The 17,155-nt window shown below is 68.5% G+C and carries 10 protein-coding genes; all 10 read right to left on the minus strand.

Translation table 11 applies throughout. The features are described 5' to 3' along the window. Positions 1-2: 2 nt before the first annotated feature. The 10 genes from EJ913_RS06220 to EJ913_RS06265 all read right to left on the minus strand — a co-directional run bounded on the left by EJ913_RS06220 (position 3) and on the right by EJ913_RS06265 (position 17,091). Entirely contained in the window at positions 3-1,016 is a 1,014-nt protein-coding gene (locus EJ913_RS06220) for a GHMP family kinase ATP-binding protein (protein WP_126995861.1), read from the minus strand. Beyond that, positions 1,013-1,738, minus strand: a complete 726-nt coding sequence (locus tag EJ913_RS06225) for a nucleotidyltransferase family protein (RefSeq protein ID WP_126995863.1) — start codon at positions 1,736-1,738, stop codon at positions 1,013-1,015. Before EJ913_RS06225 ends, EJ913_RS06220 begins: the two co-directional genes overlap by 4 nt. Next, complete coding sequence (locus tag EJ913_RS06230; RefSeq protein ID WP_126995865.1) at positions 1,728-3,281, minus strand: B12-binding domain-containing radical SAM protein; 1,554 nt, start codon at positions 3,279-3,281, stop codon at positions 1,728-1,730. Before EJ913_RS06230 ends, EJ913_RS06225 begins: the two co-directional genes overlap by 11 nt. A 25-nt stretch (positions 3,282-3,306) precedes the next feature. Further along, on the minus strand, positions 3,307-4,251 hold the full coding sequence (locus tag EJ913_RS06235; protein ID WP_126995867.1) for an NAD-dependent epimerase/dehydratase family protein: 945 nt from the start codon (positions 4,249-4,251) through the stop codon (positions 3,307-3,309). Positions 4,252-4,270: 19 nt separating this feature from the next. Continuing rightward, positions 4,271-5,467 carry a DegT/DnrJ/EryC1/StrS family aminotransferase gene (locus EJ913_RS06240; RefSeq protein ID WP_244939262.1) on the minus strand — a complete coding sequence of 399 codons (1,197 nt, stop codon included), beginning with the start codon at positions 5,465-5,467 and terminating at the stop codon, positions 4,271-4,273. A 114-nt stretch (positions 5,468-5,581) separates the two neighbouring features. Continuing rightward, entirely contained in the window at positions 5,582-6,289 is a 708-nt protein-coding gene (locus tag EJ913_RS06245; RefSeq protein ID WP_126995869.1) for a hypothetical protein, read from the minus strand. A gap of 101 nt (positions 6,290-6,390) precedes the next feature. Further along, positions 6,391-11,133 (minus strand): tetratricopeptide repeat protein, encoded by a 4,743-nt coding sequence (locus EJ913_RS32355; protein ID WP_244939263.1) that lies wholly within the window; start codon positions 11,131-11,133, stop codon positions 6,391-6,393. Then, entirely contained in the window at positions 11,130-13,163 is a 2,034-nt protein-coding gene (locus EJ913_RS06255; protein ID WP_126995871.1) for a tetratricopeptide repeat protein, read from the minus strand. Before EJ913_RS06255 ends, EJ913_RS32355 begins: the two co-directional genes overlap by 4 nt. Positions 13,164-13,250: 87 nt before the next feature. Beyond that, complete coding sequence (locus EJ913_RS06260; protein ID WP_126995873.1) at positions 13,251-15,563, minus strand: NADP-dependent malic enzyme; 2,313 nt, start codon at positions 15,561-15,563, stop codon at positions 13,251-13,253. 211 nt (positions 15,564-15,774) lie between these two features. Beyond that, positions 15,775-17,091: a dicarboxylate/amino acid:cation symporter gene (locus tag EJ913_RS06265; RefSeq protein WP_126995875.1), complete on the minus strand. Its 1,317-nt coding sequence runs from the start codon at positions 17,089-17,091 to the stop codon at positions 15,775-15,777. Between the last annotated feature and the right edge of the window lie 64 nt (positions 17,092-17,155).

Consider the following 17,155-nt stretch of genomic DNA (forward strand, 5'->3'; position numbering starts at 1 on the left):
TCTCAGGCGCGGCGGCGGCGTTCGAAATCGTTGGGTTCGTAGACGACGATCTTGCTGCCGCCGGTGTCGAAACGGAAGGCCACGGCGGTCAGGCCCTTCAGCCGCTCGCGCACCGTGGCCTGCCGTTCCGGCGGAACGAACAGCAGCAGGAAGCCGCCGCCCCCCGCCCCCAGCAGCTTTCCGCCGAGCGCGCCGGCCTCCAGCGCCGTCCGGTACAGCGCGTCGATGGTGGGGTTCGAGACGTTCGGCGACAATTCGCGCTTCAGCATCCAACCCTCGTGCAGCATTCGGCCCAGATCGGCCAGATCGCCGCGTGGGTTGCCCAGCAGGGAGGCCGCCTCCTCCACCATCGCGCGCAGGCCGTGCAACTGCTCCTCGCGCTTGTCGAGGTTGGCGATCTTTTCGCCCTCGATGTCCGAGGCGAACCGCGAGAGGCCGGTGAAATACAGCACGAAATGATTCTGCAAGGCGTCGCGCCGTTCGCGCTCGACGATCAGCGGGATGACGTCGACGCTGCCGTCGGGCTGGAAATCGATGCGGTTCAGCCCACCGAAGGCCGCCCACATCTGGTCCTGCGACCCGACATTCTCGCCGATCACCTCCTGCTCGATGCGGATGGCCTCCTCGGCCAGATCCTGCTTGCTCGCCATGCGGCCGCGATAGGCGTGCAGCGCGTTCAGCAGCCCGACCGTGAAGGAGGAACTGGACCCCAGCCCGGACCGCGCCGGCAGATCGCCGTCGTGATGGATCTCCAGCCCGCTCTCGATGTTCATCTCGGCGAGGCAGGCGCGGACGGAAGGGTGGCGGATCTCCGCGATCTCGCGCACATGCTCGATGTGGGAGTAGACGATGCGGTGCTTGTGCTCGAAGAAGGGCGGCAGGGTGCGCAGGCTGATGTAGCAGTATTTGTCGATGGCCCCGCCGATCACCGAACCGCCATGACGCCGGTACCATTTCGGAAGATCGGTGCCGCCCCCGAACAGCGAGACGCGGAAAGGGGTGCGGCTGATGATCACGCGTCTCTCCCGCCGATCACGCCCCCGGCGGCGGCCAGGCTTTCCGGCGTGCCGATGTCGATGAAGCGGGCCTTGGCCACATGAGCGTGCAGCGTTCCCGGCGGCGCCTTTTCCAGCACGTCGCGCTCCAACGAGACCGCGCCCTGCGCGATCACCCGGTCGAGGAAGGCGGCGGAGAACAGATAGACGCCAGCGTTGATGGTGCCGGTGCCCGGAGCCTTCTCGACGAAGCGGTGGATGCGGCTGTCCGCCCCGACCTCCACCCGGCCATAGCGGGCGGCGTCCTCCACCGTGACGCACAGCACCGACGCCTCCGCCCCCGACAGGCGGTGCGAGGCCACGAAAGCGCGCAGATCCGCGTCCAGGAAGGTGTCGCCGTTCATCACCAGGATGGTGCCGGACCGCAGTTCCTTGCGGACGTAGCCCAGCGCCCCGGCGGTGCCGAGCGGCTCCGGCTCGATCTGGCAGACGACGTCCATGGCCCCGGCTGAATCGCCGCGCGCCAGCCACGCGGTCACCCGGTCGGCCAGATGCCCCAGGCACAGCACGACCCGCCGCGAGCCATGGTTGGACAGATAATCCAGCAGATGCCCCAGAAAGGCCCGTCCCGCGACGGGTGCCAGAACCTTCGGCGTGTCGCCCAGGACCCCCCGGATCCGGGTGCCCAGTCCGCCGGCCAGAACCGCGACGTCTATGTTGGCAAGAGTGTCCTCAGACCGCACCGACCGTCCTTTCCTGCAAGCCCCCGTCCGTCTCCAGCAGCTTACGACGAAGCGTGTGCCGGGTCATCGCGCGAATGTGCCGGCTCGTCTCGCCGCCGAACCGCTGATCGACCAGCTTGAGGTAGCGCGGGTTGGTGAAATATTCGATGAACGCGCGATCCCGGAAATCCAGAACCTCGGCGGCCGAGAGTTTCTGCGTCGCCAGCGGCTTGCAATCGTGGCTGTGCTGGGAATAGCCGCTCCACCCGTCCGGCAGGTCCCACCCCTTCTCCACCGCCTGATCGTAGAACGGCGAGCCGGGATAGGCCATCGCCGAATAGAAGTTGGCGAATTCGCAGTTCAACTCCTTGGCGAGGTCCAGCGTCTCGCGCATGGAGTCGAGATCGTCGTCCGGCAGGCCGAAGATGTAGTTGCCGATGACGTTGATCCCGGCCTGCTGGATCGCGCGGACGATGCCGACGATATCCTCCGAGCGCAGCGCCTTCTTCGCCCCGTCACGGACATGCTTGCTGCCCGATTCGATGCCCAGCGCCAGCCAGCGGATCCCGGCGCGGCGCAGCATCTCCAGCATCCCCGGCTTGACCGTGTCCACCCGCGCGTAGGCCCAGATGTTCAACGTGCCTCCCAGCGCCGCGTTGCGCGGGATCAGCCCCTCGCAGATCGCGGTGACGTGGCGCTCGTTCAGGACGAACATCTCGTCGACGATCTTGAAGGTGCGCACGCCGTAGCGCCCGATCAGCAGGTCGATCTCGGCCAGCACGGCTTCCGGGCTGCGGAACCGGTAGCCGTTCTTGCCGAAGGGCGCGTTGATGCAGCAGAAGCTGCATTTGTACGGGCAGCCCAGCGTCGTGTAGATCGACGCGTAGGGCATGCGCGTGTCCATCGCCCCGAAGCACTGCCAGTTGTGCGCGCGGTACTTCTCCATCGGCAACAGATCCCAGGCGTCGCCGCCCAGGTCGAGATCGAGATCCTCGACCAGCGGCGCCGGAAAACTGCGCCGGATTTCCTGCGAACCATCCTCGGCAGCGTGCCAATGGGCGATGCCCGGCACCTCGGCCGCATCGAACGGCCGGTCGGATTTCAGCGTTTGCAGCAGCGCATCCAGCGTCACCGGCCCCTCGCCGGTCGCGGCGAAATCGACCGCCTCTTCCCGCAGGGTGCGTTCGGGCAAGGCCGCGACATGACCGCCGATCAAAATGATCGGGCAATCGGGCGAAAGTGTCTTGACGGTCCGGGCAATGGCGCCCGCTGCCGGCATCGACTGCGTCGAGGCCGAGGGCTGATGGCCGTAGACCACCAGCGCCACCAGCCGGGGATCGAACGCCGCCACCCGCGCTGCCACGGCAGGCGGATCAAGCTCGTCGGCCTCGCTGTCGATGACGACGACGCTATGCCCCCGCGCGCGGCAATAAGCGGCAAGCAACCGGCACCACAGCGGCGGCTCCACCGCCGTCAGGTCGTCGGCCAGGGTCTGGTACACCAGTTTGCGCCCGCCCGGATGAACGAGCACGAGGTCGACGCGGCCGGCGGCGGGAGCGGTCATGGAAATGGAAGGTTCCTTTCCCAATTCAGACATTGCCGTAGCGGCCGTTGCGCAGCATGCGGTAGCCCTTGATCAGCTCCCGGATGCCGTCGTCGAGCGAGAAGGCCGGCGCGTAGCCGGTGGCCTCGATCCGTTCGTTCGACACGATGTAGTCGCGCTTGTCCGGATCCTCGCCGATCGGCGCTTCCATGAAGACGAATTTGGGAAGATGCCGGACGATGACCTCGCACAGCTCCCACTTCGACAGGTTGGCGTCCGACAGGCCGACGTTGTAGGGCCGGTCCCGCATCGTCTCGAAGCGGTCCAGACCGTGCAGGAAGGCGCGGGCGACGTCGCGGATGTGGATGTAGTTGCGCTTGAAATGCGGCTCGAACAGCACGATGGCGCGGTCGTGGACGGCGCGGTGGACGAAGTCGTTGACCAGCAGGTCGATCCGCATGCGCGGCGCCATGCCAAACACCGTCGCCAGCCGGAAGGAGATGGCGTTGCCGCGCTCCAGCACCGCCGCCTCGGCCTCCACCTTGGTCCGCCCGTAGAGGGAGATCGGACGGAGCGGCGTGTCCTCCGTGCAGAACTTGCCCTTCTCGCCGATGCCGTAGCCGGAGTTGGTGACCGGCATCATGATCCGCTGGTCCTTCGACAGCAGCCGCACCAGCGTCAGCACGGCGTCCCGGTTGGTGCTGGCCGCCGCCAGCGTGTCGGCGTCGCACAGCGGCGCGCCGACCAGGGCGGCCAGCGGGATCACCACGTCGGCGTTTTTGATCAGCGGCCGCAGCATCTCTTCGCTGCGGGCGTCGCCGCGCACGATGTCGAAGTTCGGGTGGGCGCAGACATGGGCCAGCGGCGCCTGCCGGAACAGGAAGCTGTCCAGCACCGTGACCGTGTGCCCGGCGTCAAGCAGGGCCGGGACCAGGATGGACCCGAGATAGCCGGCGCCGCCGGTGACGAGGATGGTCTTGCTGTCGGCCATGGGTCTTCTCGGGATCGGGTCAGGAACACACGCGGTCGAGCACGGCGCGCAGCCGCTCGATCTGCGGGGTCAGGTCGAAGGGGTGGTTGCCGACGAAGAAGCCGAGGTCATGCGCCGTGTAGGCGTTCTTGATCTCGCCGACCGTGTCGTAATCGTAGTATTTCAGCACGTCGTGGCGCAGGAAGCAGCCGCCGGTGATGATGCGGAAGCCGATGTCGGCCTCCTTCAGCGCGGCGAAGACCTTCTCCCGGTCGGGGTTGCGGACCGGGTTGAGGACGATGGTGAAGCTGAAGCAGGACGAGGCGCCGTTCTCGCGCTGGATGATGAAGCGCTCGTCCCCGGCGAACAGCTCCTGGAACAGCGCCATGTTCTTGCGGCGGGCGGCGGTCAGGGCCGGCAGCTTCTTCAACTGCTCGCGGCCGATGGCGCCTTCCAGCTCCAGCGGGCGGACGTTGTAGCCGGGCAGGATGAAGCGGTAGGCCTCGAAATGGTCGGAGGAACCGCGCCGGTACAGCGGCGTGTCGGCGGGCAGGTCGCGGGTCCAGCCATGGGCGCGCATGGCCCGGCAGAGATGGGCCAGTTCCAGATCGTCGGTCAGCACCATCCCGCCTTCCATGGTCGAGATGTGGTGCGAGAAGAAGAAGCTGAAGGTGTTGAGGTCGCCGAAGGTGCCGGCCTTCTTGCCGTTCAGCTCGGCGTCCATCGACTCGCAGTTGTCCTCCAGCACGTAGAGGCTATGGGCGTCGGCGAAGGCGCGGATTACGTCGAGCGCCGCCGGGTTGCCGAGGATCGACACCGGAACGATGGCCCGCGTGCGTGGCGTCAGCGCCTGCTCCAGCTTGGCGGTGTCGATGTTCAGCGTGTCCAGCTCGACGTCGACGAAGCGCAGCTTCAGGCCGTATTGCTGGAGCGGATGGTAGGTCGTGGCCCAGGAGATCGCCGGAACGATCACCTCGTCGCCGCGCTGGAGCGGGCGCTCCGCCTTGTAGGCCAGGGCGGCGACCGCGACGAGGTTGGCCGACGAGCCAGAATTGACCATGATCCCGTGGCGGACGCCGAAGTAATCGGCGAACTCCCGTTCGAACGCTGCCACCTGCTCGCCCATCGTGAAGCGGCCCGACGCCACCACACGCTCGATCGCCGCGATCTCCTCAGGCCCCCAGGTGGATGCCGCCAGCTCGTAGAACATCCGCAAGACCTCGGTTGCCTCTGCCATCGACCGCCGGCCGTCATGGCGCGCACGGAAACGATCATTCCCGATTTGGAACGAATCCGCTTAACAAGGATTTAACGGCGACGGGAAAGACGCGCAACCGCCCGAAAGAACGGGTCAGACGAACAGGCTGAAACTGCCCATCAGTTTCTGCGTGCCGGTCTGGCCGGTCGGAATGGAGTTCATGCTGCTGATCGCTTGGTTCAGCCCGTCCAACATTTGCTGCTGAGCCTCCGTCATCTGGAAGGGGCTGTCGCCCTTCTTCGGAGCCTTGGCAATGGTGTCGTAATCCTGGGAGTAGGTGTTGCCCATGCTGAACTGGACCGCGTAGTTCTTCGGATCCTTGGCCGACTCACCCTTTTCGCGGCTGACGCGCAGGGTGTAATCGCCCCGGTCGAGCGTCAACTCGCCGCGCTGAAGGCTGCGGAAGGAATCGTAAGCCTTGCCGGCGCTCTTGTTGCTGTCGGCCACGACCTGCCCGGTCTTGCTCATGACCTGAAGCTGGACCCCCTCGTCGCCGACCTGCCCCATCGTCGCCTCACCCTTGGTGGTGACGCGGAACTTGTAGAAATCGACGGGATCGTTGGCGTTCAGGGTGCTGACCACGTTCAGCCGCGACACGTTCTTGGACAGAACCCCGATGTCGGTGGCGAACATGCGGCTGTCGGCCGAGGATTTCCGGACCGTCTTCTCATAGCTCTTGACGTCGGAGGACGCGGACGCCGTTGCGGCTTCCTGCTGGGCCTTGACGTTGGCGATGGCGGCGTTGAGGGACTTGTTGAGGTCCGACACCATCTGACCGACGCCAGATAAACCGTCCGACATGGCCGCCCCCTCCCCTCGTCCCGTCAAAAGCACCGGGCACCGATCATCGCGTTCCGGTACCATTCGAGCTTCACGGTACGGCCTGCATCCTTAATTGACAATTAATTTTGCGGTCCGGCCGATTCCGGCGCAGGAGGCGTCATCATCGCGCGTAGCCGGCGCGCGGCGAGCGCCAGCGTCTCGCCATGGTCGCCTCCCGCACGCGCCAGCGTGGCCATGGCCGGAAACCAGGGGCGCGCACCGGTCCCCAGCCGCGACCAGTCGCCCGCCCCGCTCAGGCGCCAAACCGGCGTGCCGACCGCCGCGGCCAGTTCCCCGACCGAGGTCGGCGCCGTGACGACGAGGTCCAGCCCCGCCATCAACGCCGCCACCGCATCGAGGTCGTTCCTCAGATCCAGATCCGGCCATGTGTGGAGGACGATGCCGAAACGGGCATGGGCGTCTTCGATTTCGGCGGCGCACTCGTCGTATTGCAGGTTCACGAACCGGAGTCCGGGCAGAGCGAACAGCGGTTCCCACTGATCGAGTCGGGTGTAGGCCCCCGCCCGGTCCGCCGTGATCCGGCTGCTCCGCCAGCAGATACCCACCTTCAACCCCGCCCCCAGAGCGCCCAGCCTGTCGCGCCAGCGCATCGCCTCCGCCGGGTCGGGAGCGAGGAAGGCGACGCGGGGCGGAAAGGCGTCCAAGCCTGGACGCAGGAGGGCCGCGACGCTTCCCATCGCGGCGTGCCGGTCGCAATCGCGCGGGTCGCCGGTCGGGGGCCGCACCACGGCGCCGGGCAGGGCGCGAGCGAAAAGGCGGACCAGCCGGGCGTCGCATTCGACGATCACGCGGCCGGCGCGGGCGACCAGATCGGGCAGCGCGGTGCCGAACAGGAGTTCGTCGCCCAGCCCCTGCTCACCCCAGACCAGGATGGTCTCGCGCGACAGGTCCTCCCCGTGCCATTCCAGCACCGGGAAGCGCCGCGCCACCGACTCGCCCGACGCGAAGCGGGCGGCGTAGTCCCGCCAGCCGCCGGTGAGATCGCCGGCCGCCAGCCGCAGCAACGCCCGGTTCATCCGCGCGTCGGAGCGGCCGGGCGCCAGGCGGAGCGTCCGTTCGGCGTGACGCCGCGCGGCGTCGAAGCGGCCGAGCACCTGCTCCGCATGGCCCAGGTTGAGATGCGCCTCGGCCAAGGCCGGGGCGAGGGCCAGCGCGCGGCGCTGCGCCGCCAGCCCCTCGTCCCAACGCGAAAGCCCGGCGAACGCCGTGCCAAGATTCGACCACGCCTTGGCGTGTAACGGCGTCACCCGCAGGGCCCGCCGGTGGTCGCGGACGGCCTCGGCGAAGCGTCCCAGCCCTTTGAGCGCGGCACCCTCGGTGGTCAGCGCGCCTGCCAAAGCGGGGGCCAGGGTCAACGCCTTGGTTGAAGCGGCCGCTGCCTCGGCATGACGCTTCAGGGTCAGCAACGCCGCCGCCAGATTGCCCCAGCTTTCCGCCGATGCCGGCCGCAGCCGGACGGCGCGGCGGTGGCAGAGCACGGCGCGCTCCCCGTCCAGTCCTTGCAGCACGACGCCCAGGTTGTTCAGCGCCTCGGGAAAGGCCGGCGACAGGGCAAGGGCTTGGCGATGCCGGGCGGCGGCCTCCGTCCAGCGGGCCTGCGCGCCGAGCGCCAAGCCGAAATTGGTGCGCGTCGCCGCCCGCAGCGGATCGGCCGCAAGCGCTTGGCCGTGCCAGCGCTCCGCCGATTCCGGACGGCCGGTCAGGCGGTGGGAGGCTCCCAGCAGGTCCAGCGTCGCGGCCCGGCGGACGCCGGCGGCCGCTGCGCGTTCCAGCCACTCGGCGGCCTCCGCGTGGCGTCCACGCTGGAACAGGGCGGCGCCCAGACCGGCCTGCGCGTCGGGGTCGGCGGCGTCCAGGGCCAGGGCGGCGCGGTACTGCTCCTCCGCCTCGGCCGCGCGGCCCAGGTCGTTCAGCAACGCCCCCAGTCCAAGCCGCGCATCCAGCGCAAGGCCGTCGCGGGCGACCGCCTCGGCAAGACAGGCGTGCGCCTCGGCCCGCCGTCCCATCGCGTGCAGGACGGTGCCGAGATTGGCCAGCGCCGGTCCAAACCCCGGCCGTTGGGCCAGGGCCGCGCGGTAGCGCGCCTCGGCCTCCGGCAGACGGCCCAGCGCCTGGAAGGCGCTTCCCAGATTGTTCAGCGCGTCGGGATGGACCGGTCGCAGCCGCAGGGCGGTTTCGTAGGCGGCCACCGCTTCCGGCAACCGGCCGAGAGCCTGGAGAACGGAGCCATGGTTGCCGTGATACTCGGCGACATCGCCCCGCCGGGCGATGGCCCGTCCGATCGACGCCGCCGCCTCCTCGTTGCGGTCACGCTGGTGGGCGGCGACGCCCAGCAGGTGCAAGGCGTCGGCGTGATCGGCGTCGGCGGCGAGGATGCGACGGTACGCCAGTTCCGCCTCGTCGAGCCGGCCATTCTGGTGATGCCGCAAGCCCTCGCCGAAAAGCACCGCAAGAGCCTGTCGATCGGGGGGGGCGACGGGTGGCGGAGCGAGAGGCGCAACGGCCGGACCGAGCGCGCGCAACCCTGCGGCCATCCGGCCCAGCGTGTCCGGCAAAGCCTCGCCCGGATGGGGCTGGAACAGGCGCATCGCCGGGAACCATGGACGCACCCCGCTGCCGAGCTGGGTCCAGTCCCGCGTCCCGAAACGCCAGACCGGCGTGCCGAGTGCGCCGGCCAATTCCCCCACCGACATGGCCGGCGAGATCACGAGGTCGAGGTTCGCGATCAACGCCGCGACACCGTCGAAGTCGTCCTTGCGGTCCAGATCGTCCCAGCGGTGCAGACGCACGCCGAAGCGCCGCTCCGCCTCGGCGATCTCGCTTTCGCAATCGCCGTATTGGAGAACCACCCAGGTCACGCCGGGCACCGCGAACAGCGGTCCCCACTGGTTCAAGCCAACATAGGCGGTGCTGCGCTCCACCGTCAGGACTTGACTGCGCCAGCCGATTCCAACCGTCAAGCCCGGCCCCAGGGAAGCCAGCCGTTCACGCCAGCCGGCAACCTGTGCGGGATCGGGCACAAGCCAGAAGCGCCGCTCCGGGAACGCCGGCAGGCTGCCGCGCAGGATTCGGGGCAGCGACCCCATGGGCACGTGGCGGTCATAATCGGGGATCGCCATCAACTCCCGCCCCTGCGCGTCGATAGCCTCGGCGCGCACGGTCAGGCCGGGAAAGGAGCGGGCGAACAGCGGCACCAGACGCCGGTCGACCTCCATCACGGTGGAGCGGGTCCGGACCGCGATCTCCGCGCACAGAGAGGAAAACAGGATGGTGTCCCCGACTCCCTGCTCCCCCCAAACCATCAGACGGCGTCCGGTCAATTCCTCGCCGCGCCACGCCGGGGCGCGGGGCTGCCGTCCGGCGCCGACCTGCCCTGCCGCGAAGCGCCACGCGTAGCCGGGCCAGCCTGCCGCCGTATCGCCCGCTTCGAGCCGCAGAAGCCCCTTGTTGAAATGGGCCAGCGGCAGGTCGGGCCGCAGCCGCAGCGCACGGTCGTAGCAGCGTTCGGCCGATGGGTCGCCCAGCCGCTGCCGGGCCAGCCCGAGGTTGCTCCACGCCTCCGCATAGGCCGGCTCCAGCGCCAGCGCCCTGTGAAAGCGCGCAGCCGCCCCGGCAAAATCCTGGCGACCCTGCAGGTCGTGGCCGTGGTTGTTGCGCGATATGGCTTCGTCCGGAGTCAGACGGACGGCGCGGCCGTGGCAGATCTCCGACGCGACGAAGTCTTCGCCTTCGCGAAGGCCGTTGCCAAGGTTCGAGTAGACCTCGGCCCGGCCCGGATCGAGGGCGAGGGCGATGCGCCACGCCGGCAAGGCAGCCCTAGTCCGCACCAGGGATTTGCGCGCGTTGCCCAGATTGTTCCAGGCGCCGGCAAGATCGGGACGGTGGCGCAACGCGCTGCGATGGAGGGTTTCGGCCTCTGCGACGCGCCCCTGCTCGGCGCGCAACGTACCGAGGTTGTCGAGGGCTTCCGCGAAGCCGGGTCGCAGGGCGATGGCCGCGTCGAAACAGGAGGCAGCGTCATTCAACCGAGACAACGCTTTAAGAACGAGTCCGAAATTATTGAGGACAATAGGATTCTTGGCGTCGATGCCTACGGCGTCCGCATAGAGGTCGGCGGCCTCCTCCAACCGTCCGGCGGTGTGAAGGTTGGACGCGAGAGCCGCCAGCGTGGCCGCTTCCGCATCCTTGTTGCCGCCACGCCCCATCGCTTGGCCGACCGCTTCGGCCGCCTCCTCGAAGCGTCCGAGATGGCGGAGGGTGACCGCGAGGTTGGTCCAGGGGCGTGGGTCGTCCGGCAGCAGGGCCGCCGCCCGACCATGCGCCGCCAAAGCGTCCTCCGCCCGTCCAAGATCCTGGAGAACGGCGCCGAGGTTGAGATGCGCGTCGGCCAACGCCGGAGACAGCCGGGCGGCCTCGGCGTAATGAACCGCTGCAGGCTCCCGTCGTCCAAGGGCGACCAGCGCCAGCCCGAGATTGAAATGCGCGCCCGCATGGCCGGGGTTGAGGGCGATGGCCCGCTCCTGCGCGGCGACCGCCTCGTCCAGCCGGCCAAGCGCTTGCAACACGAGGCCCAGATTGCCGTGGACATCGGCGACGGAGGCGTCGATCCCGATGGAGCGCTCGATCAGGTCCAGGGCCTCGTCGTTCCTCCCTTGCTGGTGCTGGAGCACGCCCAACAGGTGCAGGGCGTCGGCGTGGTCCGGGACGACGCCGAGAACCCGGCGGTAGAGCGGTTCGGCCGCGTTCAAGTCGCCGGACTGGTGGCGGCCAAGCGCCTCGGCAAACCACGCCCCAGCGCTCACAAAACACCTCCGCTCAACCTGATAAACCTTAGATATATTTGATGAATGGCATCGTCAAGTGTGCCACCGTCCGGAGGATGAACGCAGGTCATGCTGGGAAACCAGGGGCGGGTCGCCACGCCGAGATGCGACCAGCCGGGCCACCCGATTCGCCAGACCGGGACGCCGAGCGCGCCAGCCAGCTCGCCAGCCGAGGACGCCACCGTAACCGCCAGATCGAGACCGGTCACCAGCGCGGCGGTGGATTCCAGATCGTTGGTCTGGTCCAGATCGTCCCAACGGTGGATGCGCACGCCGAACCGCTTCTCGGTGGCGGCGATCTCCTCAAGACGCCCGTCGTATTGCAGGCTGACCAGCCGCAGGCCGGGCAGGCGCAAAATGGGCATCCATTGATCGAGCGTGGTGTAGGCGGCCTTCCGCTCGGTGGTGATCCGCCGGCTCGTCCAGGCGATGCCAACGGTGAGGCCGGGGCCAAGCGCCGCCAAACGCTCCCGCCACAGCAGGGCCTTGGCCGGATCGGGACGCAGCCAGCCGGACCGTGTCGGGAAATCGCCAAGGTGGTCCCGCAGCAACCGGGGCAGCGACCCGAACGGCGCGTGGCAATCCGCGTCGCCCGGCTCCCGCGTCGGCGGGCGGACAAGCGCCGATGGGAAGGACCGCTGAAACAGTGGAACCAGCCGGGCGTCGCATTCCACGACCACCTCCCCGGCCCGCGCGATCACATCGGGCAGGACCGATCCGAACATCAGCTCGTCGCCCAGCCCTTGTTCGGCCCACAGCAGGATGCGCCGGTTTGCGAGGTCTTCGCCCGTCCATTCCGGAATCGGCAGGCGGCGCGGGCGCCCCAGCCGACCGGAGGCGAAACGGTCGGCGTAGTCGGCCCATCCCTCCGCCAGCCGCCCTTGGCGCAGCCGCAGAATGGCGCGGTTGAAGCGCGCGACGGACTCCGTGGGATCGAATTCCAACGCGCGGGTGAAGCTGTCCTCGGCCCCCCGGTCGTCGCCCAAATCCTGCAACGCCTGCCCGAGATTGGCGTGCGCCGCCGCGTAATCGGGCCGCTGGCCGAGCGCTTGCCGTTGCAGCGCCGCCGCCTCGGCGCTACGGCCTTGCAGGCGGCGGATGTTGCCGAGGTTGGTCAACGCCTCGGTCATCGACGGGGAAAGCCGGACCGTACGGGCGTAGGCCTCGGCGGCCCCGTCGATCCGGTCGGCCTTCTGAAGAGCAAGCCCTTGGCCGTTCCAAGCTTCCGCGTCGGCCGGCTCGACGGCAAGGGAACGCCTGTAGACGGGCACGGCATCGGCGCCCCGGCGCTGGACCGCGCCGGCCAGGATCAGCAAGGCACCGGCGTGGTCCGGGCGCTGGTGCAGCGCCGCCCGCAGGGTCGCCTCCCCCTCCTCCGCACGCTCCAGATCGAGCAAAGCGAGGCCGAGCGCCACGCGGGCTTCGACGAGATGCGGGTTGCGGGCCAGGGCTTGGCGCAGCAGAGGTTCGGCCTCTGCCGACCGGCCCAGGCTGCGCAGGACGGCACCAAGGTTGCCCTGCGCCTCCGCGTAATCGGGGCGCGCCCGCAGGGCGTCGCGATAGGCGTCGGCCGCCTCGGCGAACTTCCCCTGCGCGTTCAGCGCGTTGCCCAGCGTGTTCGCGGCCTCGGGAAAGGCGGCGCGCAGGCGCAGCGCGGTCCGGGCCGAGCGTTCGGCCTCCACCGAGCGCCCGAGCGCCTGGAGCGCGAAGGCCAGATTGGCGTGGTAGTCGGGCACGGTCCGGTTGACGCCGACCGCCTGCCCGATCAGATCGGCGGCCTGGGCGAAGCGCCCGGTCTGGCAGGCGATCATGCCCAGCAGGTGCAGCGCGTCGGGCTGGCGCGGCCGGGCGGCCAACGCCTGCCGGTAGATCGCTTCCGCCTCGGCCAAGCGCCCAGCCTGATGCAACGGCACGGCCTGCCCCAGCAGGCCGACCGCCACCGCATCGGCGGCAACGGCGGTGGCGGCGCTGCCCTTGGCGCTGCCACCCCTGCGCTGGTTCCGGTTCATGCCGGCCGTCCCCTCTGCCCGTTCCGGCTTCAGGGAATAGCACGATTCAGGACCGGGAACAGCGCCGGGGACGGCGACGCCCGCTGCTTACGCCTCGTCGGCGACCGGCGGGCGCGGGGCGGCGTTGACCGGATCGGCGAGCTGGGCGTCCACCACCGCCACGGCGGTCATGTTCACCAGACCGCGCGTGGTCACCGACGGCGTCACGATGTGGACCGGGCGCTCCACCCCCAGCAGGATCGGGCCGACGTTCTGCGCCTCGCCCAGGATCTTCATCATGTTGAAGGCGATGTTCGCGGCGTCCAGCGTCGGCATGACCAGCATGTTGGCCTCGCCCTTCAAGCGGCTGTCGGGCAGGACCTCCTTGCGGATGGCCTCGGCCAGCGCGGCGTCGGCGTGCATCTCGCCGTCGATCTCCAACTCGGGCATCTGGGCCGAGACCAGTTCGTAGGCGCGACGCATCTTGCGGGCCGACGGCGTGTCGGCGCTGCCGAAGTTGGAGTGCGAGAGCAACGCCACCTTCGGTTCGATGCCGAAGCGCTTGACCTCGTCGGCCGCCAGCCGGGCGATCTCGGCCACCTGCTCGGCGGTCGGGTCGGGGTTGACGTAAGTGTCGGTGATGAAGTGGACGCCCTTCTGCGAGATCAGCGCGTTCATCGTCGCCGCGACCGTCACGCCCTCGCGCAGGCCGATCAGCCCGGCGATGTGGCCGAAATGCTCGTTGAAGCGGCCCGACGTGCCGCAGACCATCGCGTCGGCCTCGCCCCGGCGGACCATCAGCGCGCCGAACACGGTCGGCTGGGTGCGCACGACGTTGGCCGCGTGGCTGGGCGCCACGCCGCGCCGGCCCATCAGCTTGCGGTAAGCCTCGGCGTAGTTGTGGGTGCGCAGGTCCCGCGCGGTCTCGATGACCTCCACGTCGCGACCGATCTTCAGGCGCAGGCCCATCTCGGCGATGACGCGCTCGATCACCTCGCGGCGGCCGAGCAGGATCGGCTGGGCGATGCCGTCGTCCACCACCACCTGGGCGCAACGGACGACGCGCGCGTCCTCGCCCTCGGCGTAGACGACGCGCTTGGGCGCGGTCTTGGCCTTGGTGATGACCGGCTTCATGAACAGGCCGGAGCGGATGACGTACTGGTTCAACTGATCGCGGTAGGCGCGGAAATCGGCGATCGGTCGGGTGGCGACGCCCGACTCCATCGCCGCCTTGGCCACCGCCGACGACACCTCGACGATCAGGCGCGGGTCGAAGGGCTTGGGCAGGATGTATTCCGGGCCGAAACGCAGCGTCTCGCCGACATAGGCCGCCGCCACCACGTCCGACGGTTCGGCGCGGGCGAGGTCGGCGACCGCGTGGGTCGCGGCGATCTTCATCGCCTCGTTCACCGTCGTCGCGCCGACGTCCAGCGCGCCGCGGAAGATGAAGGGGAAGCACAGCACATTGTTGACCTGGTTCGGGAAATCCGACCGGCCGGTGGCGATGATGGCGTCGGGGCGCGCTTCGCGGGCGAGATCGGGCATGATCTCCGGCTCGGGGTTGGCGAGCGCCAGGATCAGCGGCTTGTCGGCCATCTTGGCCAGCAGCTCCGGCTTCAGCACCTTGGCGCCGGACAGGCCGAGGAAGATGTCGGCGCCGCCGATCACGTCGGACAGCGTGCGGGCGTCGGTCTCTTGCGCGTAGGCGTCCTTGTATTCGTTCATCTGCTCGTTGCGGCCCTTGTGGACCACGCCGGCGATGTCGACCAGCCAGACGTTCTCGCGGCGGATGCCGAGGCTGACCATCAGATCCAGGCAGGCGATGCCCGCCGCCCCGCCGCCGGTGGAGACCACCTTGACCTTGGAAATGTCCTTGCCGACCTGGGCCAGACCGTTCAGCACGGCGGCGCCCACCACGATGGCGGTGCCGTGCTGGTCGTCATGGAAGACCGGGATCTTCATCCGCTCGCGGCAGCGCCGTTCGATCTCGAAGCAGGCGGGGGCGGCGATGTCCTCCAGGTTGATGGCGCCGAAGGTCGGCTCCAGCCGGACGATGGTGTCGACCAGCGCGTCCACGTCCAGCTCGTTCAGCTCGATGTCGAAACAGTCGATGCCGGCGAACTTCTTGAAGAGGACGGCCTTGCCCTCCATCACCGGCTTGGCGGCGAGCGGGCCGATGTTGCCCAGCCCCAGCACGGCGGTGCCGTTGGTGACCACGGCGACGAGGTTGGCGCGCGCCGTCAGCTCCGCCGCCAGGGCGGGGTCGTTGGCGATGGCGGTGCTGGCGACGGCCACGCCCGGCGAATAGGCGAGCGCGAGATCGCGCTGGTTGGCCATGGGCTTGGTCGCGACGACCGCCAGCTTACCGGGGCGGGGGTTGCGGTGATACTCAAGCGCCATCGCGTCGAAATCGCCGGACATGGGCCTCTTCCTCCGATTAACGTGATCCCGGTTAATTGACTGAACCGGCTTTGAACGGGTGGTTGGTTATAGCCGAAGACATACCCTGTTCCAAAGGGAAAGGGGACGATTCGAACCTGTTCGAACCGTCCCCCTTATCTTACCGGAACACGATGAGGCCCGCCCGGATCACTTTTGGTTTTTCCAAATCCGGGCGGTTGCCGCGTTGGCGTCAGATGCGGGCCAGCGCCGGCTCCTTGAAATGCTGCTGGTACTCGGCGACCGCCTTGCTCTCGTCGAACTCGCCTTCCATCTTGGCGACGACGACGGTGGCGACGCCGTTGCCGACCAGATTGGTCAGGGCGCGGGCTTCCGACATGAAGCGGTCGACGCCGAGCAGCAGCGCCAGCCCCTCGATGGGCAGCACGCCGGTGGCCGACAGGGTGGCGGCCAGCGTCACGAAGCCGCCGCCGGTCACCGCCGCCGCACCCTTCGAGGTCAGCATCAGGATGACCAGGATGTAGAGCTGCTGCCAGATCGTCAGGTCGACGTTGAAGGCCTGGGCGATGAAGATCGCCGCCATCGACAGGTAGATCGAGGTGCCGTCGAGGTTGAACGAGTAGCCGGTCGGGATGACCAGACCGACGACGTGCTTGGAACAGCCGAACTTCTGCATCTTCTCCATCATGCGCGGCAGCACCGACTCCGACGAGGAGGTGCCGAGCACGATCAGGAGTTCCTGACGGATGTAGCGGATGAAGCTCCAGATGCTGAAGCCGTAGGCCTTGGCGATGCTGCCCAGCACGACGAAGACGAAGATGGCCATGGTGATGTAGACCGACGCCATCAGCTGGCCCAGCGCGGTCAGCGACGAGATGCCGTATTTGCCGATGGTGAAGGACATGGCGCCGAAGGCGCCGACCGGGGCGACGCGCATCAGGATGCCGATGACGCCGAACAGCGCGTGGCCGACCTTGTCGAAGATGTCCTCGACCAGCTTGCCCTTCTGGCCCATCGCCGACAGCGCCACGCCGAAGACCACGGCGAAGAACAGGATCTGCAGCATGTCGCCCTGGACGAAGGCGCCGACGACGTTGTCGGGCACGATGCCGACGACGAAGTCCATGAAGCCGTGCTCCTTCGCCGTGGTGGCGTATTTCTGCACGGAATCGGCCTTCAACTGGCCGGGCACGATGTTCATGCCGGCGCCCGGACGCACCAGGTTGACGACCAGCAGCCCGATGCCGAGCGCGAAGGTCGTAACGATCTCGAAGTACAGCAGGGCCTTGCCGCCGACCTTGCCGACCTTCTTCAGGTTGCCGATCGAGGAGATGCCGGTGACGACCGTCAGGAAGACGATCGGCCCGATGACCATCTTGACCATCTTGATGAAGACGTCGCCCAGCGGCTTCATCTCCACAGCGAGCTGCGGGTAGAAGTGGCCGAGCAGGATGCCCAGGGTGATGGCGGTCAGAACCTGGAAGGTCAGGTTGGTGTAGAAGGGCTTCTTGACCGGCCCGTGATGGGCGGTGGCGGTGGTCGCGCTCATTCTCGGTTCTCCTCGTGGCGTTCCTTGGCGGGGCATCCGTTCTTTGAACCGACTGTGCGGACGG

Origin of the sequence: Azospirillum doebereinerae, assembly GCF_003989665.1 — a bacterium.
GTDB classification, from domain to species: Bacteria; Pseudomonadota; Alphaproteobacteria; order Azospirillales; family Azospirillaceae; genus Azospirillum; species Azospirillum doebereinerae.